17 protein-coding genes and 1 pseudogene are annotated in these 17,861 nt (G+C 68.2%); 8 read left to right on the top strand and 10 right to left on the bottom strand.

Annotated elements, in window-relative coordinates; translation table 11 throughout:
- Positions 1-26: 26 nt before the first annotated feature.
- Positions 27-899, top strand: coding sequence for a LysR family transcriptional regulator (locus D7D52_RS10580; RefSeq protein ID WP_120736156.1), 873 nt, complete (start codon positions 27-29; stop codon positions 897-899).
- Positions 900-1,105: 206 nt separating this feature from the next.
- Here D7D52_RS10580 and D7D52_RS39080 read toward each other — a convergent pair.
- Both D7D52_RS39080 and D7D52_RS39860 read right to left on the bottom strand, forming a co-directional pair.
- A pseudogene (locus tag D7D52_RS39080) lies at positions 1,106-2,017 on the bottom strand (molybdopterin-dependent oxidoreductase); the annotation flags it as partial.
- Positions 1,912-2,556, bottom strand: a complete 645-nt coding sequence (locus D7D52_RS39860) for a molybdopterin-dependent oxidoreductase (protein ID WP_187703243.1) — start codon at positions 2,554-2,556, stop codon at positions 1,912-1,914. The pseudogene D7D52_RS39080 and the gene D7D52_RS39860, both read right to left, overlap by 106 nt.
- 110 nt (positions 2,557-2,666) lie before the next feature.
- On the opposite strand from D7D52_RS39860, the gene D7D52_RS10590 reads away from it, so the two are divergent.
- The 3 genes from D7D52_RS10590 to D7D52_RS10600 are packed head-to-tail and all read left to right on the top strand — an operon-like array spanning position 2,667 to position 5,998.
- A complete protein-coding gene (locus D7D52_RS10590; RefSeq protein ID WP_246023772.1) occupies positions 2,667-3,326 on the top strand; it encodes a TetR/AcrR family transcriptional regulator in 660 nt (219 codons plus the stop codon).
- Positions 3,323-4,180 carry a 3-hydroxyacyl-CoA dehydrogenase gene (locus D7D52_RS10595; RefSeq protein ID WP_120736157.1) on the top strand — a complete coding sequence of 286 codons (858 nt, stop codon included), beginning with the start codon at positions 3,323-3,325 and terminating at the stop codon, positions 4,178-4,180. Before D7D52_RS10590 ends, D7D52_RS10595 begins: the two co-directional genes overlap by 4 nt.
- A gap of 57 nt (positions 4,181-4,237) precedes the next feature.
- On the top strand, positions 4,238-5,998 hold the full coding sequence (locus tag D7D52_RS10600; RefSeq protein WP_120736158.1) for an oleate hydratase: 1,761 nt from the start codon (positions 4,238-4,240) through the stop codon (positions 5,996-5,998).
- On the opposite strand, the gene D7D52_RS10605 is transcribed toward D7D52_RS10600, so the two are convergent.
- A complete protein-coding gene (locus D7D52_RS10605) occupies positions 5,985-7,190 on the bottom strand; it encodes an FAD-dependent monooxygenase (protein WP_162958266.1) in 1,206 nt (401 codons plus the stop codon). The two genes, D7D52_RS10600 and D7D52_RS10605, sit on opposite strands and share 14 nt — an antisense overlap.
- Positions 7,191-7,447: 257 nt before the next feature.
- On the opposite strand from D7D52_RS10605, the gene D7D52_RS10610 reads away from it, so the two are divergent.
- Positions 7,448-8,755, top strand: coding sequence for a family 1 glycosylhydrolase (locus D7D52_RS10610; RefSeq protein WP_120743988.1), 1,308 nt, complete (start codon positions 7,448-7,450; stop codon positions 8,753-8,755).
- Between the two features lie 18 nt (positions 8,756-8,773).
- On the opposite strand, the gene D7D52_RS10615 is transcribed toward D7D52_RS10610, so the two are convergent.
- Genes D7D52_RS10615 through D7D52_RS10630 form a run of 4 tightly spaced genes read right to left on the bottom strand, consistent with a single transcriptional unit; the run spans position 8,774 to position 12,294 of the window.
- Positions 8,774-9,742 (bottom strand): glycine betaine ABC transporter substrate-binding protein, encoded by a 969-nt coding sequence (locus D7D52_RS10615; RefSeq protein ID WP_120736159.1) that lies wholly within the window; start codon positions 9,740-9,742, stop codon positions 8,774-8,776.
- A complete protein-coding gene (locus tag D7D52_RS10620) occupies positions 9,739-10,491 on the bottom strand; it encodes an ABC transporter permease (RefSeq protein WP_120736160.1) in 753 nt (250 codons plus the stop codon). The genes D7D52_RS10615 and D7D52_RS10620 overlap by 4 nt, the downstream gene beginning before the upstream one ends.
- The gene (locus tag D7D52_RS10625; protein ID WP_246023773.1) at positions 10,488-11,651 is read right to left on the bottom strand and encodes an ABC transporter ATP-binding protein; all 1,164 of its coding nucleotides are present in this window, start codon (positions 11,649-11,651) and stop codon (positions 10,488-10,490) included. Before D7D52_RS10625 ends, D7D52_RS10620 begins: the two co-directional genes overlap by 4 nt.
- The gene (locus tag D7D52_RS10630) at positions 11,644-12,294 is read right to left on the bottom strand and encodes an ABC transporter permease (protein ID WP_120736162.1); all 651 of its coding nucleotides are present in this window, start codon (positions 12,292-12,294) and stop codon (positions 11,644-11,646) included. Before D7D52_RS10630 ends, D7D52_RS10625 begins: the two co-directional genes overlap by 8 nt.
- Before the next feature lie 270 nt (positions 12,295-12,564).
- Between D7D52_RS10630 and D7D52_RS10635 the strand changes: the two genes are divergently transcribed.
- Positions 12,565-14,325: a hypothetical protein gene (locus tag D7D52_RS10635; protein ID WP_425464620.1), complete on the top strand. Its 1,761-nt coding sequence runs from the start codon at positions 12,565-12,567 to the stop codon at positions 14,323-14,325.
- A gap of 334 nt (positions 14,326-14,659) precedes the next feature.
- Positions 14,660-15,235, top strand: a complete 576-nt coding sequence (locus D7D52_RS10640) for a TerD family protein (RefSeq protein ID WP_120743990.1) — start codon at positions 14,660-14,662, stop codon at positions 15,233-15,235.
- Between the two features lie 22 nt (positions 15,236-15,257).
- Here the strand turns inward: D7D52_RS10640 and D7D52_RS10645 are convergent, their stop codons facing one another.
- Together D7D52_RS10645 and D7D52_RS10650 are read right to left on the bottom strand one after the other, a co-directional pair.
- A complete protein-coding gene (locus tag D7D52_RS10645) occupies positions 15,258-16,052 on the bottom strand; it encodes an SGNH/GDSL hydrolase family protein (RefSeq protein ID WP_120736163.1) in 795 nt (264 codons plus the stop codon).
- Positions 16,053-16,128: 76 nt separating this feature from the next.
- The gene (locus D7D52_RS10650; RefSeq protein ID WP_120736164.1) at positions 16,129-16,545 is read right to left on the bottom strand and encodes a nuclear transport factor 2 family protein; all 417 of its coding nucleotides are present in this window, start codon (positions 16,543-16,545) and stop codon (positions 16,129-16,131) included.
- Between the two features lie 267 nt (positions 16,546-16,812).
- On the opposite strand from D7D52_RS10650, the gene D7D52_RS10655 reads away from it, so the two are divergent.
- Complete coding sequence (locus D7D52_RS10655; protein WP_120736165.1) at positions 16,813-17,202, top strand: hypothetical protein; 390 nt, start codon at positions 16,813-16,815, stop codon at positions 17,200-17,202.
- Positions 17,203-17,277: 75 nt separating this feature from the next.
- Here the strand turns inward: D7D52_RS10655 and D7D52_RS10660 are convergent, their stop codons facing one another.
- Complete coding sequence (locus tag D7D52_RS10660; protein ID WP_120736166.1) at positions 17,278-17,739, bottom strand: YiiD C-terminal domain-containing protein; 462 nt, start codon at positions 17,737-17,739, stop codon at positions 17,278-17,280.
- Between the last annotated feature and the right edge of the window lie 122 nt (positions 17,740-17,861).

The following is a 17,861-nucleotide window of genomic DNA, read 5'->3' on the forward strand; positions in this document are numbered from 1 at the left end:
TATCGATGGCAACGTAGGATCCGGCCATGGAGTTGCGTCAGATCGAATGCTTCCTGGCCTGCTGCGACCAGCGGTCCTTCACCGCCGCGGCCCGCGCCCTCAACCTGGTGCAGTCGGCCGTCTCCACCAGTGTCGGCAAACTCGAGCACGAACTCGGCGTGCGCCTGTTCGACCGCACGCCACGCACGCTGGAGCTGACCGAGGCGGGCCGGGCCATGGTGGCGCCCGCCCGCTCCCTGCTGCGCGCCCGCGGCGACATCGTCGACGCCATCGACGCCGCGCGCGGCGAGATCCGCGGCGAGGTGGTGGTCGGCAATCTGATGAACATCCACAATTTCGACCTGGCGGGCGATATCGCCGAACTGCGTCGGCGCTTTCCCGGGGTGACGCTGCGGATGCGGCAGAGCATCTCGGGGATGGCGGGCAATCTGGCCGGGCTGCGCGACAACTCCCTGGAGTTGGCGCTGCTCGCCGGCCGCAGCGACCAATTCCCCGGCATCACCACCCATCTCGTCACCGCGGAGACCCTGGTGCTGTGCACCGCACCCGGCCACCCGTTGGCGGGCAAGCCCTTTCGCGCCGCCGACCTCGACGGCGTCCGCTTCATCGACTATCCGCCCGGCTGGGGCATCCGCAGCATCGCCGAGGATCTGTTCCCGGGCCGCGACCCGGTCATCGAGGTGGCCGACCAAGCCTTCGCGGTCGAATTGGCCGCCAAGGACTTCGGGGTCGCCCTCATTCCCCGCTCGGTCGCCCGCCTCACCCCCACGCTCCCCTACAGCGAGTTCGCGCCCCACCCGCTGCCCTGGAAGCTGTGCGTCGGGCACGCCGCCGACCGCACCCCCTCCAATGCCGCCCGGACGGTCATCGAAATCCTCACCTCTAAGGGTTCCCGGTAGTGGCGGGCGGTCCGGTCACCCCAGAACGTGTCGAACTCCGCGACCTCGTGTCCCCGGTCGCGCAGCCCCGCACGCCATTCGTCGTAGAGGTGGCGCAGCCACTCCAGCGCCGTGCGGCCCTCGGTGAATTCCTTGCCGACACCGAGTCTTTCGGCCAGTTCGCCGAAGATCCAGTAGTCGTCGCGGGCCTGCCCGTGCGGGCGGGTCAGGGCGGGCATGGGGAAGAAGAGGCGGTCGCCCTCGCCGGAGCCGAAGTCGTCGCGTTCGATGGTCATGGTGGCGGGCAGCACGATATCGGCGTGCCGGGCGTTGGCCGACCAGAACGGATCGTGCACGACCACGGTGTCCGGGCGGGCGAACGCCGTGCGCAGCCGGGCCAGATCCTGGTGATGATGGAAGGGGTTCCCGCCCGCCCAGTACACCAGGCGGATATCCGGGTACACGCGGTGCTCGCCGTTGTATTCATAGGGCGCACCGGGATTCAGCAGCATGTCCGCGATGCGGGCGACGGGGATGAAATCGGTCACGCCATTGACGCCCTGCGGCAGTCGCAGCGGCGAGGTGAGCCGCACGGCCAGGCCGACATTCGCGGCCGATCCGTAGCCGTGGCCGAATCCCCCACCGGGCAGACCGATCTGGCCGACCATGGCCGCGAGCACCACACCCAGCCATAGCGGCTGTTCGCCGTAGCGGGCGCGCTGCAACGACCAGCTCACCGAAATCAAGGTGCGGGTCGAGACCAGCTCGCGGGCCAGCGCGCGAATCCGTTCCGCGGCAATGCCGGTGATCGGCTCGGCCCAGGCCGGATCCTTGACGATGCCGTCGACACCGCCGCGCAGGTAGTCCGCGAATCGCTCGTAGCCGACGGTGTAGCGGCCGAGAAATTCCTTGTCCGCCAAGCCTTCCGCGTCCAGCACCTGCGCCAGCGCCAGCATCAGGGCGGCATCGGTGCCGGGGCGGGCCGCGAGCCATTCGGCGTGCGCCTCGGCCGGGATATCGTCGCGCAGCGGGCTCACGGTGACGAACCGGCAGCCATTGCGCCGGGCCGCCTCGATCCAGCCGCGGCCATTGTGCCGCGACACCCCGCCCGGAGAGACGGCCGAATTCTTCGGTGACAGCCCGCCGAAGGCGACCACCAGCTTCGTATGCTCGGCCAGCACCGATTTGGTGGTCGCGCGCGCGCCATGAGGGTGCCCATATCGGCGAGGATGTGCGGCAGCAGCACCGTCGACGCGCCCAGGCTGTAGCTGTTGCGGTGCGCGACATAGCCGCCCAGGCAGTTCAGGAAGCGGTGAACCTGGCTCTGCGCGTGATGGAATCGCCCGGCGCTGGCCCAGCCGTAAGAGCCGCCGTACACCGCGTGCGGGCCGAAATCGCCGTACACCCTGGACAATTCACCGGACAGCAGCTCCAGCGCGGTCTCCCACGACACCGGCACGAACTCGTCCGCGCCGCGGGCGGCCGGTCCCTGGCCGTGCTCGAGCCAGCCCCGGCGCACGTGCGGTTGCGCGATACGCGCCGGATGGTGTTGTGCCGAAGCGATATTCGCGATGAGCGGGGTCGGTTCGGGATCCGCGCGCCAGGGCCGGACCGCAGTCAATCGGTCGCCGTCGCTGCTCGCTTCGAAAGCACCCCAGTGGGTCAGATGCGTGGCCACCCGACCAACGTACCCGTGGCCTGTGACACCCTGGGGTTGCGCGATCGGTAACCCGGAGTACGCTCATTTTTGAGTCCACTCAGTTTTGCAGGCATGGTCGGAGGTGTCCGATGGCCGCTCAGGTCGATTTGGCGCAGGTCAGCCGACGGCAGCGGAAGATGCACGATAAGCAGTCCCGCATCTTCGAGGCCGCCGCGGCGATGTTTGCCGAGCATGGTTTCTCGGGTACGACCACCCAGCAGATCTCCGAACGCGCCGATGTCGCGGCCGGGACGCTGTTCCGGTACGCGGCCTCCAAAGGCGAACTGCTGCTCATGGTTTACAACGAGGAGCTGCGCACCGCGCTCGCGGACGGCGCGGCGGCGGCTGGAGCGCGGCCGGACACCGTCGCGGCGGTGTTCGCCATGGTCGAACCCCTGTTGCGCGCGGCCGAGCGCCGACCCGAGAACACCATCGTCTATCAGCGTGAACTGCTGTTCGGCTCACCCACCGATCGGTACCGCTCCGAGGGACTCGCGCTGGTGGCGCGGCTGGAGTCGATGATCGCGGAACGACTGATCGCCGACGCACGCCGCGACGGACTCGAATCCGAACAGATCGCGGAACAGGCCGGGCTGGCCGGGCGCAGCATCTTCGCCGTCCTGCACCTGGCCCTGGTCCAACCGGCGACCGGGGCCCACCCCGGCCACGACGCCACGGCGGATCTGCGGGAGCAGATCGCACAGATTATCGCTGGATTCCTCACATCCTCAGGGAGGCAACAACAATGAGCATCGACATCCGCAAGGTCACCGTGCTGGGCACCGGTGTGCTGGGTTCGCAGATCGCGTTCCAGACCGCGTTCCACGGCTTCGAGGTCACCGCCTACGACATCAGCGACGAGGCGGTGAACACCGGGCGTGAGCGCCTCGACAAGCTCACGGCCGTCTATCGCGAGCAGGTGCCGGGCGGCGGGGACGGCAAGGCCGAGGCCGCCGCGGCGAGTATCACGCTGACTTCGGATCTGGCGCAGGCGGTTTCGGACGCCGATCTGGTCATCGAGGCGGTGCCGGAGGTGCTGTCGATCAAGCAGGAGACCTACGAGAAGCTGGCCAAGCTCGCGCCCGAGCGCACCATCTTCGCCACCAACTCCTCCACCCTGCTGCCCAGCGCCATGAAGGATTTCACCGGCCGGCCCGACAAGTTCCTGGCGCTGCACTTCGCGAATCAGGTGTGGCACTTCAATACCGGCGAGGTCATGGGCACCACCGACACCGATCCGGCCGTCTTCCAGGCCGTGGTGGACTTCGCCGCCGCCATCGGCATGGTGCCGATCGAGATCCACAAGGAGAAGGCCGGATACGTCCTCAACTCCCTGCTGGTGCCCTTGCTGAACGCGGCCATGGCCCTGGCCGAGGGCGGCTACGCGAGCCCCGAAGACGTGGACAAGACCTGGAGCATCGGCACCGGTGCGCCCGCCGGACCGTTCCGGATCCTCGACATCATCGGGCTCACCACGCCGTACAACATCGCGTCCAACAGCGACGACGAGACCTCGCAGCGCATCGCCGAGTGGCTCAAGACCAACTACATCGACAAGGGCAAGCTCGGCATCGCCACCGGAGAGGGGTTCTACAAGTACTGATCCGAAATCCACGGCAGCACAGGCACTTCCACACCGAATTCGGCGACAGGAGTTCTCATGTACTACAGCAGTGGCAATTACGAAGCCTTCGCGCGGCCGCGCAAGCCCGCGGGCGTGGAGAAGAAGACGGCCTGGTTCGTGGGCGCGGGGCTCGCCTCGCTCTCGGGGGCGGCGTTCCTCATCCGCGACGGCCAACTGCCCGGTAACAAGATCACCATCCTGGAGGAGCTGAAACTGCCGGGTGGCGCGCTCGACGGGATCAAGGAACCCGAGAAGGGCTTTGTGATTCGCGGCGGCCGCGAGATGGAGAACCACTTCGAGTGTCTGTGGGACCTGTTCCGCACCGTGCCCTCGATGGAGGTCGAGGGCAGTGTGCTCGACGAATTCTACTGGCTCAACAAGGACGATCCGAACTTCTCGCTGGAGCGCGCCACCGTCAACCGCGGCCAGAGCGCGCAGACCAAGAATCTGTTCGCGCTCACCGAGAAGGCGCAGAAGGACATCACCAAGATCTTCCTCGCCACCCGCGAGGAGATGGAGGGCAAGCGCATCGACGAGGTGTTCTCCCAGGACTTCCTGGAGAGCAACTTCTGGATGTACTGGCGCACCATGTTCGCCTTCGAGGAATGGCATTCGGCGCTGGAGATGAAGCTGTACCTGCACCGGTTCGTCCACCACATCGGCGGCCTACCGGACTTCTCGGCGCTGAAGTTCACCAAGTACAACCAGTACGAGTCGCTGGTGCTGCCGCTGTATCGCTGGCTGCTGGATCAGGGCGTCACATTCAAGTTCGACACCACCGTCACCGACGTCGATTTCGAGCTGAGCGGAGATCGCAAGCAAGCCAACCGGATTCACTGGGTATCCGAGGGCGTCGAGGGCGGGGTGGACCTGGGGCCGGACGATCTGCTGCTGATGACCATCGGATCGCTGACCGAGAACTCCGACGAGGGCGACCACCACACGCCCGCCGTGGTCAACGACGGGCCGGCGCCGGCCTGGGATCTGTGGCGGCGAATCGCCGCCAAGGACAAGGCTTTCGGCAATCCCGACGTGTTCGGCGGCCACATTCCCGAGACCAAGTGGGAATCGGCGACGGTCACCACGCTGGACCAGCGCATCCCCGAATACATTCAGAAGATCTGCAAGCGGGATCCCTTCAGCGGCAAGGTCGTCACCGGCGGCATCGTCACCGTGAAGGACTCCAGCTGGCTGATGAGCTGGACGGTCAACCGGCAGCCGCACTTCAAGCAGCAGCCCAAGGATCAGATCGTGGTCTGGGTCTATTCGCTGTTCGTCGACAAGCCCGGCGACTACGTGAAGAAGACCATGCAGGAGTGCACGGGCGAGGAGATCACCCAGGAATGGCTGTACCACCTGGGCGTACCCGAGGCCGACATCCCCGAGCTGGCCGCCACCGCCGCCAAGACGGTCCCGGTCATGATGCCGTACGTGACCGCGTTCTTCATGCCCCGCAAGGCCGGTGACCGCCCGCAGGTCGTCCCCGAGGGCTCGGTCAACTTCGCCTTCATCGGCCAGTTCGCGGAAACCTCCCGCGACTGCATCTTCACCACCGAATACTCGGTGCGCACCGGCATGGAGGCCGCCTACCAGCTGCTCGACATCGAGCGCGGCGTTCCCGAGGTCTTCAATTCGACCTACGACATCCGCACGCTGCTGACCGCCATGACCCGCCTGCGCGACGGCGACCCGGTCTCGCTTCCCGGCCCGGACCTGCTGTGGCGGGGTCTGGCAAAACGGCTGGGCAACAACGAGATCGGTGAACTCCTCACCCACTACGGCGTCATCGGCCAGTAGTCGCGCGCCCGGCGGCCCCCGAGTCCGGCAGCTGCGCGTAGTCGGGAAGAACGATCCCGTTCAGCGCGCGGTCGATGAGGTCGAAGTCCCATGCGGGCTCGGGGTCCGGGGCGGCATCGGGGTCGGGCAGATCGCGGCTCCGGGCGTGCAGGCGGCCGATCTCCTGATTGGCCGCCACGAACGGGCGCATCAGGGCTTCGTAGCGGGCGAAGGCCGGTTCGGGCCGCCAGTCGGCGGCGGCCAGTTCGCCGGCCAGCAGGTAGGCGCCGACGAGCGCCAGGCCGGTGCCCTGACCGGAATACGGGGACGAGCTGAAGGCGGCGTCCCCGAGAAGACCCACGCGGCCGCTCGACCAGCGGTCCATGTGCACCTGGGCCACCTGGTCGAGATAGAAGTCGGGGGCGGCGTCGAGGTGGGCGAGGATGCGCTGGGTGTGCCAGCCCATGCCGGACATGCGCTCGCGCAACAGGTTCCGCTGGGCCTCGAGATCGCGATGGTCGATGTCGAGGCCGGGGGCGGCGAACGCGAACAGTGCCATGGCCTGGCCGGCGTCCGGGAGCGGCCGCAGTCCGGCCGAGCGCCCCGGCTCCTGGAAATCGAGCAGCCAGCCGTCGATGCCGAACTCGTTGGGCACGGTGTAGAAGGCCAGGGCGTGGCCCAGCGGGCGGACGAACCGCTCGCGGGGCCCGAAGACCAGTTCGCGCAGGGACGAATGCACCCCGTCCGCGCCGATCACCAGCTCGAAGCGGCGGCGGTCGCCGCTCGCGAACGCCACGTCGACGCCGTCCGGGTCCTGGGCGAGTTCGGCGATGCGATCGCCGAAGCGGTAGTCGACGCCGTCGCGGGTGTCGTCGTAGAGCACCCGGGACAGATCGCCGCGCAGGATCTCGATCTCGGAGATGTAGCCGTCGCCGCCGTCGTCCTCGGCGCGAAAAGTCTCCAGCACTTGGCCGTTCGCGTCCACGGTGTACGCGCCCTCGGTCCGGGTGCGGGCGGCGCGCACCGCCGCGTCCAGACCCATCCGCCGGATGACCTCCCGGGCCACCCCGCGCGCGTCCACCGCCTGCCCGCCGGGACGCAGCTCGGGGGCCCGCTCCACCACGGTCACCTCGGCGCCGCGCCGCCGCAGCCAATGGGCCAGCGCGGGCCCCGCGATGCTCGCTCCCGCCACCAACACCCTGGTACCGCTCATTGCGTCTCCTGCTCACCCGTCGGTCGCCGCCGTCACCGTCGGCGCGTTCGGTCGTAACGACGGCCGGAGCGCCCGAAATTCATCGGTCCGGCCCGATCCGCCTTTCGCTGCCGACCGCGGCGCGGTGGCGGTGCGGGATCGTGGCGATATCGTGCCGAACCACTGTCGACCCGGCATATTCTCGAAACACAGCACAGCTATCCAGGAGTAAGTAGCCGCTTTCACTCATTTCGAGTAATGGTCCTGGGGAAGTGCTGATGCGCACTCGATTTCGCTGTCTCGTCGCGACCGGGCTCGTCACGGCCGCTGCCCTGCTGCTGGTGCCCGGCGCCGCCCATACCGCGCCGGCTACGACCACCGGTGTGCTGGGCGACGATTTCCTCTGGGGTGTGGCGGCTTCCGGGTTTCAATCCGAAGGACAGTCACCGGACAGCAATTGGACCCGCTATATCGAAGCCAATCCGGGCTGGGATCGGCTCGGCGATTCCGTCGACTTCCGGGACCGGTATCGGTCGGATATCGCGCTGGCCCAGCAACTCGGGGTGAAGGTCTTCCGCATCGGCGTGGAATGGGCACGGCTGGAACCACATCCGGGAGTGTGGGATGCCGATGCCTTCGCCTACTACGACGACGTGATCGCCGCCATCGTCGCGGCGGGCATGCGGCCCATGCTGACCCTGGATCACTGGGTGTATCCGGGCTGGGAGGCCGACCGCGGCGGCTGGGACGCTCCCGGCATGGTGGCCGACTGGCTCACCGCCATGCGCCGGGTCGTCGACCGCTACGCGCCCCGCGACCCGATCTGGGTGACCGTCAACGAGCCGGTCGCCTATATCGTGCACGAGGTCCAGCAGCACGGGACCGACGCAGACGTCATGCTGCACCGGATCGCGCAGGTGCACAACGACATCTACGACTACATCCATCAGGTGCAGCCGAACGCGCTGGTGACCAGCAATGTCGGCTATGTCGCGGGCGCGGAGTCACAGGTCAACGGACCGCTCATGTCCTTGATCGGCGGCAAACTCGACTCCATCGGCGTCGACTACTACTTCGGTTACGAGCCACCGGATCTCGCGGCCGACGCCCCCGGCCCGCCGACGGGCATGTGGGATCTTCCGGTCCATGCCGAGGGCATTTACTACGCGCTGCAACACTATTCGACGCTGTTCCCCGGCAAGCCACTGTGGATCGTGGAGAACGGGATGCCCACCGAGAACGGGCAGCCGCGGGCGGACGGGTACACCCGCTCCCAGCACCTGCGCGACACCGTCTACTGGCTGCAGCGCGCCAAATCCGACGGCATGAATGTGCTGGGCTACAACTATTGGAGTCTCACCGACAACTACGAATGGGGTTCCTACACACCGCGTTTCGGTCTCTACACGGTGAACGTGCGCACCGATCCGACGCTGGCTCGCATCCCCACGGACGCGGTCGCCGCCTACCGCGACATCATCGCCCACGACGGCGTGCCCGCCGGATACCTGCCGTCCCGGCCGCCAGCGGACTGCCGCCTGGTCGATCCGCCGGCCAGCTGCGACACACCGGTCCGCGCGCCGTGAGCTCACCGGGCCGTGCGCTCACCGGGCCGTGACGAAACCCTGCGAAACCAGCCAGTCGCGGGCGACGGTGGCGGGTTCGGCGCCTTCGAGATCGACCTTCCGATTGAGTTCGGTGATCGTCTCGTTGGTGAGCAGCCGGGTGATCGGCGCCAGCACCGTGGCCACCTGGGGGTGCGCGTCGGCGAAGGACTTCCGCATCACCAGTGCCGCATTGTATTTGGGGAAGAATCCGAGATCGTCGTCCAGAATGCGGAGGTCGAGGGCCTTGATGCGGCCGTCGGTGGTGGCGACCGAACCGAACTGGCAGCCGCCGTTGGCGACCGAGGTGTAGACCAGCGCGTCCTGCATGATCTGCTTGTGCACCTTGCCGGTGTCGACGCCGTACTTGCGGGCCATGCCCGGGAATCCGTCTTGGCGGACGCTGAATTCGGTGCCCAGGCAGGTGGGTCCGGTGCCCGGGTCGGTGTTCACGGCGCGCGCGTAGTCCGACAGCGACTTCGTTCCCGTGCGTTGCGCACTCGCCGCATTGGTGACCAGCGCGTAGGTGTTGTTCATCGGCGCGACATCCGCCCACACCATGCCGTGCGCGGCCAGATCGGCGTCGCGGACCGCCTCGAACTGCCGCTGGGAGTCGGGGATCGGGGTCTCGTTGCCCAGATAGTTGATCCAGCCGGTGCCGGTGTAGTCGAAGGCGATATCGACCTGCCCGTGCAACTGGGCATCGCGCAGGCTGTTGGATCCGGTGATATTGGTGAGATCGCGCACCCGCGCGCCGGCCGCGGTCAGCGCGAATTCGATGAGATACCCCAGAATGTTCTGTTCGGTGAAGTCCTTGGACCCCACCGTGATCCCCACACCCCGCAATCCTGGATCCGGCCGGATACTGCCCGGCCCGACCTGCAACGGCACGGCCCCACCGGATTCCAGCCCGCAACCGGCCACCAGCAGCAGCCCGAGCGCGGCCAGCACCGCCGTCCACCGCCTCATCGCAGCCCCCGCGGGCCCAGGAACTGTTCGGCGAGCGCGCCCAGCCAGTCCACCAGCAGGGCCAGCGCCACCGCGAGAATCGCGCCCACCCACAGGGTCACGTTGTCGCGCAGCTTGTACCCGGTGTCGATGAGGATGCCCAGCCCGCCCGCGCTGACCAGGAACGACAGTGTCGCCGTCCCCACCGCCAGCACCAGCGAGGTGCGCAGGCCGGCGAGAATGTAGGGCACCGCGAGCGGAAACTCGATGCGCCGCAGGACCGTAGCGGCCGACATGCCCTGGCCCCGGCCGGCGTCGACGAGGGTCGGATCGACCTGCTGGTAACCGAGAATGGTGTTCCGCAGCACCGGCAGCAGACCGTAGAACGCGATGGGCGCCACCCCGACCCAGAAGCCCGTCCGCTGGGTCAGCAGGTAGTACAGCACGATGAGACCGATCGCGGGGGCGGCCGCACCGACATTGGCGATGCCCACGAAAAGCGGTGCCAGCCTGCGGAATCCGGGCCGGGTGAGCAGGGTGCCCAGCGGCACCGCGATGGCGACCACGAGCGCCACCACCGTCGCGGTGATCACTACGTGCTGGCGGGTCGCGGTCACGATATTGTCGGCGTTCATGCTGGCCCGCTGGGTGGCGGTCAGGTGGCGATCGAACGCCCACACCAGCACCGCCACCGCCAGCCCCACCGCCAGCACCGGCTGGGCCACCAGGCGAATGAACTCCGAGCGCCGCTCGGTCGCTCTGCCCCTCATGCCCGGCGGCTTTCGGCGCGGGTCTCGGCGAGGTGGGTGACGAGGGTGTCGATCGCGATCAGGCCCGCGTACTCGCCGTGCTCGCCGAGAACCACGGCGCGGGCGGTGCTTTCGGTGAGCATCGTCTCCAGCGCCTCCTGCAGCGACGCGCGCAGCTCGACGGTCCCGGTGACCGCGTGACCGGCCTCCCGCAGGGACGAGGCGTGGGCCAGCTCCTCGGCCGAAACCCAGCGCAGCGGCCGGTTCTGCGCATCCAGCACCAGGCCCCACGGCCAAACCTGGGCGGCGAGTTCGGCCCGGAAGGGTTGCACCTCAGCGGTTTCGGCGGTCGTCGGGCAGCCGCCGAGTTCGACGTCCGCGACCCGGGTGAGCGTGAGCCGTTTGAGACCGGCGTCCGGACCGGCGAATCCGGCGACGGTGGCGTCCGCGGGCGCGGCCAGGACCGCGGCGGGGGTGTCGTACTGAAGCAGGCGAGACCCGTTGCCCAGTACCGCGATTCGATCACCGAGCTTGACGGCCTCGGAGAAATCGTGGGTGACGAAGACGATCGTCTTGTGCAGTTCGTCCTGCAGCCGCAGCAGCTCGTCCTGCAGCAGCCCGCGGGTGATGGGGTCGACCGCGCCGAACGGCTCGTCCATCAGCAGCACCGGCGGGTCGGCGGCGAGCGCGCGGGCGACGCCGACGCGCTGCTGCTGCCCGCCCGACAGCTGGCGCGGATAGCGGCGGCGGAAGGTATCGGGGTCCAATCCCACCAGCTCGAGCATCTCGTCGACGCGGGCATCGATGCGCGCGCGATTCCAGCCCAACAGGGCGGGCACCGTGGCCACATTGCGGGCCACCGTCTGATGCGGGAACAGCCCGGCCTGCTGGATCGAGTACCCGATCTGCCGGCGCAGCTGGTCGGGATTCTGGCGGCCGATATCGCGGCCGTCGATGGTGATGACGCCCGCGCTCGGCTCGATGAGCCGGTTGATCATGCGCATGATGGTGGTCTTGCCGCAGCCCGACGGGCCGACGAACACCACGATCTCGCCCGCGGGAATGGTGAGCGAGAAGTTGTCGACCGCCGGATCCCGTTGTCCGGGATACTGTTTGGTGACGCCGTCGAGCACGATGCGCGCCCCGCTCGGCGCGCTCGCGGCGGTGGAGGTGTCAGTCACGAATTCCCCTCGGGGTGGTGAGCCGGCCGACACCGGCCAGCACGGCATCGAGCAGCAGGGCGAGCACGATGATCAGGACTGTGCCGGTCAGCGCCTGCGGCACGGCGGTCGGGCTGCCGAGCCGGGCCAGTCCGGAGAAGATCAGGTTCCCCAGCCCGGGGCCCTTCGCGTACGCGGCCATGGCCAGGATGCCCATGATCATCTGGGTGCTGACCCGCATACCGGCCAGAATCGACGGCCACGCCAGCGGCAGTTCGATACCGACCAGCACCCGCAGCCGGTTCATCCCCACCCCGCGCGCCGCATCCGACACCGCCGGATCCACCCCGCTCAGCCCGATGATCGTATTGCGCAGAATCGGCAGCAGCGCGTACAGCACCAGCGCCACCACGGTCGGGCGCACCCCCAGCCCCAGGACCGGAATCAGCAAGCCCAGCAGGGCGAACGACGGCACGGTCAGCACGATGCTCGCCAGCGCGGTCGACAGCGCCGCACCCCACGGGCTGCGATGCACCGCGATCCCGATCGCCACCGCCACCGCCGTCGCGATGAGCATCGACTGCACCACCGCGGAGACATGCAGATACGAGTCGGTGAGCAGTTGCCCGCGATGGTCGACGACGAAGTTCCAGAGCGTGTCCAGGAGCCCACTCCCGCCTGTGCCGGTTCATCGCACAGTGTATTGACGCGAACCCCGCCCCGAGCCTTTTCGACTGCGGCACGCCGAAATCCGCCCGCGCGACGGCAGGCTGGGGCGGATCGCGCGCGGTCCTCGCACCTTCCGAGGCGCGGTGCACCGTAGTGCATACCGCGCGAACAGGATTGGGTTGGCGGGGAATTCGGAATTGTTCACAGGCCGGGCGGGGGTTTGCTTCCGGACTGCCCAATGACGCCGGGCGGCACGGTGGTGACGATGCTCGATGTGAGAACTTCGTTGGGGTGGGGGACGCTCGCGGTCGCCGCGGGGACCGTCGGGGCATTGCTGTCGCCGATGCCGTCGGCGCAGGCGGTCGCGCCGGTCAGTGCGGCGACCGATCGGCAGGAGCGGGTGCTCGGCGACCGGGACGGGGTGATCGTCTCGCAGGTCAGTTTTCTGCTGCCGCTGCCGGCGAACGCGCCCCCGCATCCGGCGGAGTGCGACCGCGCCGGGTTCCTGCGATATCGCGCGGCGGACGGGCCCGCCGATCCGGCCGAGGCGGACTCGGTGGTGGTGCAGCAGCAGGGATTCCAGGGCGGCGCGATGAATTCCGATGCGGTGGCGGCGAATACCGTGCGGTCGGCGGCGCACCTGGGGCGCAAGGTGGAATTCTGGGCCATGGCGCGCCGCAGCAGCTGCCTGGACGAGACCACCGGATTCGACTACGCGCTGCGGACGGGGAACTACCTGGACGCGGTGGACTACTACTTCCACGGGATGCCCATCGACGGCCAGGTGTTCCCGGGATTCCGGAATTCCCAGGGTCTGGGCCTGCTGGATTTCATGGGGCTCGAACGGGTGCTGCGCGACCAGTACGAGATCATGCTGCACGAGATCCCGGATCAGCCGGTGCGGCAACGCAAGTACGTGTGCACCGGTATCTCGATGGGCGGACTGGTCACCGGGTTCTTCGCCGATTGGGATTTCGGCAACGGTGATCCGGACGCCGCGGGCGACAGTCAATGCGCGGCGTATGTGTCGCAGGATTCGATGGTGTCCTCGGATCCGGCCGCCATTCAGAACACGCCGTTTCTGCACGACCTCACCAATGCCATCATCTCGCCGGTCGACGATGTCTTGACAGCGGCCCAGCACATCGGGGTGCTGCCGCGGATCCTGGGCGCGACGCCGGTGATCGGCACCAAAGCGTTCCTGATCTACCGGCTGGCCGGGCTGGCCGCGTATCTGGATCCGGACGGGGAAAGCCAACTGCTGGCGCATCTTCCGCACGATGCCGAGATCGACGCGACGCTGAACTATCTGTTCGCCGCCAACTGGGCCGACTTCGCGACCGACGGCGCGGACGGCGCGGGCACGCTGCGCGATTTCCGGTTCACCAATACCGCGCTGCTGGGTGAGCTGCTGGACAACAACTCCTGCAATCTCGAACTGCTGCAGCAGGGCATGGGCGTACTCGACGGCGGGCCCGTACAGCCCAAGAGCTTTCCGAATCCCGGGTCGGCGACGCAGATTCCGCTGCTCGGCAACTACCTGCGCTTGAGCGCGGGACCGCAGGAACGGTTCGCGCCCACCGACCGGTCGGTGCTCTACACCTGGCGGAACTACGACAACGTCCAGGGCGTGCCCTACACCGCGCCCGGCCACGAGGTGGCCGACATCCGCGAGGTGGCACGGCAATTGGGCGCCGGCGGCCCGTACGCCTACTGGGAGACCTACTTCCCGCTGCGCGTGGTGCTCGACATCGCGGCCGGGTACGGCGGCGCCCGCACCGGCGATATGGGCGCGCTGCGCTACCACGGGCTGGAACGCACCAAACCCAACCTGGTGCTGTGGGCGGGCGACAGCGTCGTCCAGTTCGGTCCCGGCCTGGCGTTCCCGGTGCCGCAGACGGCCATCGTGCAGACGCTGCCCGGCTACAACCACATCGACACCATCGGCGCGGCCGCGACCCAGAACAACGGGCTCACCGATTACAGCGGGCGCTATCTGGCGGAGTTCCTGAGATCGCTCGGATAGCCTGCCGTGCAGGTACATTCGAGGGGTGACGCTCGGTCAGGGGGAGCCGCCGTCGGGTCTCGGGGCCGCGGATTCGCCGTTCGCGGCCGACCGCCGGGACCTGGCCGCCCGGCTGCGGGCGACGATCTTCGACGCGCACGCCGAGGCGGTGCGCGCGGTGACCGCCGCCGATCCCGCGGGCCCGCCGCTCGCCCGGGACCTGGTCGAACTGCTGGCCCTGCAGCGGCGTATCACCGTCCTCGCCGACCGGCTCGCCGCCGACACGCTGGCAGCGACGCCGTCCCGCGAGGACGATGGGCAATGGAGGTATCGATCGCGGAGGGAAGGTAATTCGATGAGTGTCAGTTTGGCCAAGGGCGGCAATGTCTCACTGTCCAAGCAGGCGCCGAATCTGACGAAGGTCGCCGTCGGCCTGGGCTGGGACGTGCGCAGCACCACCGGCGCCGATTTCGATCTGGACGCCAGCGCGCTGGCCTGCGGATCCAATCGGCGCGTGCTGTCCGACAAGCATTTCGTGTTCTACAACAACCTGCGCTCGCCCGAGGGGACCATCGAGCACACCGGCGACAACCTCACCGGGGAGGGCGAGGGCGACGACGAGGTCATCGATGTCGATCTCGCCGCCATGCCGCCGTCGATCACGAATATCTTCTTCCCCGTGTCGATCTACGAGGCCGAGACGCGGCGGCAGGCCTTCGGTCAGGTGCGCAACGCCTACATCCGGGTGGTCGACGCGGTCACCGGCACCGAGTTGACCCGCTTCGACCTCACCGAGGACGCGTCCACCGAGACGGCGATGGTGTTCGGGGAGCTCTATCGGCACGGCAACGAGTGGAAGTTCCGGGCGATCGGGCAGGGTTACGCGTCCGGCCTGGCCGGCATCGCGCGCGACTACGGCGTCAACGTCTGAACCCGCTGGGCGGCAAGCATATTCAGGCCGGAGCGGCCGCGATCCGTACCGGGAGCGGCTGTGGGCGTTTGGCCTCGCGATTGTCGCCGGAGGACAGGCCGCGCAGCCGGCGCATCAGCCAGGGACCCAAGGCGACTGCCGCCCAGTGCAATTCGTCCGCCACCGTCCGCAGCGCGCCGCGCTCGGGCAGGGCGGGGGCCAGCGGGCGGGTCCAGGAGTCGTCCGCGCCGGGCAGGCGCAGCGCCTCGGCCACGGCATCGGCGATGCGCTGATGGCCCAGCGGGCTGGCGTGCAGGCGGTCGGCGTTCCACAGCCGCGGATCGGTGGCCACCGCATGCCGGCCGGTCTCGGCGACGATGACCCCGTGGCGCGCGGCCGCGGCGCGCAGGCGGTCGTTCAGGACGGCGATCCGGCCTCGGATGGGCCGGGCCAGCGGAATATTGTCGGCGAGATCGGGGAAGGTCAGCGTGGCCACCGCGGCGCCGGTGGCGGCGAAGGCGGCGAACATGGCCTCGACGTGGCCGGCGATCGCGTCGGGGTCGAAATTGGGGCGCAGCAGATCGTTCATGCCCGCCAGCACGGTGACCAGATCCGGGCGCAGGGCCAGTGCCGCGTCGAGCTGGTCGGTGCGGATCTGGTGGGCGAGTTTGCCGCGCACCGCCAGATTGGCGTAGCGCAGTTCGGGATTGGTGACGGCGAGTCGCTCGGCCAGCCGGTCCGCCCACCCGCGCAGGCCGGTCAGGTCGTCGCCATCGCCCACACCCTCGGTCTGACTGTCGCCCACGGCGACATAACGGGTGTACCTGCCATCGGTCATGGCGGATCGGCCTTTCGGTGACTGTCCGTGGATCATCGCAGGAAATCGGCGCGGTCGCGGACCGCGCCGAGTCATTTCACGAGCCCGCCGCCTCCCGTTCGATTTGCTCGACCGCCTCGCGCTGAATCCGCTCGAACTGCGCGGCCATCGCCTCCGACAGCGCCTGCGCGCCCGACAGCGGCCGGACCATCACCATGAACTCGTCGATCTTGCCGTCGGCGTCGAGATGAATGAAGTCGCATCCGGTGATCCGCTTGCCCGCCACCGTCGTCTCGAACACCAGCGCGTGATCGGCGGCCCCCTCGGCCCCGATCTCCTTGAGGTACCGGAAGTCCTCGAACACCCGCATCACACCTCGCAGAATCGCCGCGGTGATCGCCTTCCCGGGATACGGCTTGAAGGCCACCGGACTGGTGAACACCACATCGTCGGCGAGGAGAGCCTCGATCGCCGCTTCATCCCGCGCTTCGACGGCCTTCCGGAACGGATGCATCACGCCTCGTTTCGATAGTCAACTGGTTGCATAACCTGTCTGCACAGTAGCCCGTACGCGTGGGTGTGTCCAGAGTCGATGTAGTCAACTAATTGGGTAACTCTCACCCGCTCGCGCCAAGGCCGGGAGCTGGCGGAAGGCCGCTGCCGGAACCCCGATCACCGCACACGCGCCGGGGTTTCGGCGCGTCTGAGCCGCGGCGGCAGTCGGTCACGGCAAGATCGTCGTCGCACGGGGGGCGACAGCTGTGACCATAGGAAAGGGGTCTTGTTCGTGAAGATCGTGTACGTCCGTCGCGTCGGCCTGGCCGCGCTCGCCTGTGCGGTGACCGGTGCACTCGCGGCGCCCGCCGCGGCCGATGCCGCGCCGCAGCGCATTACGCTGGATTACTCCAAGGGGCGGTGTGGTCAGACCACGTTGATGGCGCACTCGTTCGCGCCGACGACGTTGGAGATCACCACCTCCAACAACTTCACCGATGACGCGAAGATCGATATGAACGGGGCGCGGACCGCGTTGCCGGACACCTATGCGGCGCAGACCACCAAGATCGACCTCGGGACGCCGATGCCCGGGGCCATTCCGTTCAAGGTCTCCGGCTCGGAGTGGCCGGGCAGCGCGGGCACCGGCTGTGAGGGCTGGATCATCGTCGCCTGACCCACGAGAGTCGCCATGACACGGCTGAGCCCCGGGAATTCTCCCGGGGCTCAGCCGTTTTCGTCGCCGCGCGGGCTACTTGCCGTGGGCGCGTAGCTGATAGAGGCCCTCGGTCTCGACCACGACCACCCCGTTGGCGTCGGTGACGACGGCCTTCAGGGTGTAGTCGGCCTTGCCCTTGGCCTCCGCCTCCGCGGCGATGCGCGCGATCTCCGCCTCCGACAGCGACGCCTCGGCGCGCACCGCGGTGGCCGCCGGCTTGCGGAAGTAGATGTGCAGATCCTTCACCAGCGGGAAGTACTTGCTGGTGTCGAAGCTGGCGATGGCCAGCGCGCCGCCGAGCACCTCGGCGACGGTGAACAGCACCCCGGCGTACATGACGCCGAAGTGGTTGCCATTGCCCTCGATCGGCACCGAGGTGGCCGCGAAGCCCGGGCGCACCTCCTCGGCCCGCACGCCCATCTGGTGTGCGACCGGAATCGTGAACTCCAGACCACCGTTCACGACCTCGTTCAGCGGCGGGGCGTCGTTCGCCATGCGGACCTCCTCGTCCTGGATACGGACACTTACTGACGTAGTGCCAACAGGATGAATCATCGAGGGTGAGAGGGTGGTGGCGCAACTCCCTCACCGATTCGGGTGAATCCGGCCACATCCAG

This window comes from Nocardia yunnanensis (genome assembly GCF_003626895.1).
Classification (GTDB): Bacteria; Actinomycetota; Actinomycetes; order Mycobacteriales; family Mycobacteriaceae; genus Nocardia; species Nocardia yunnanensis.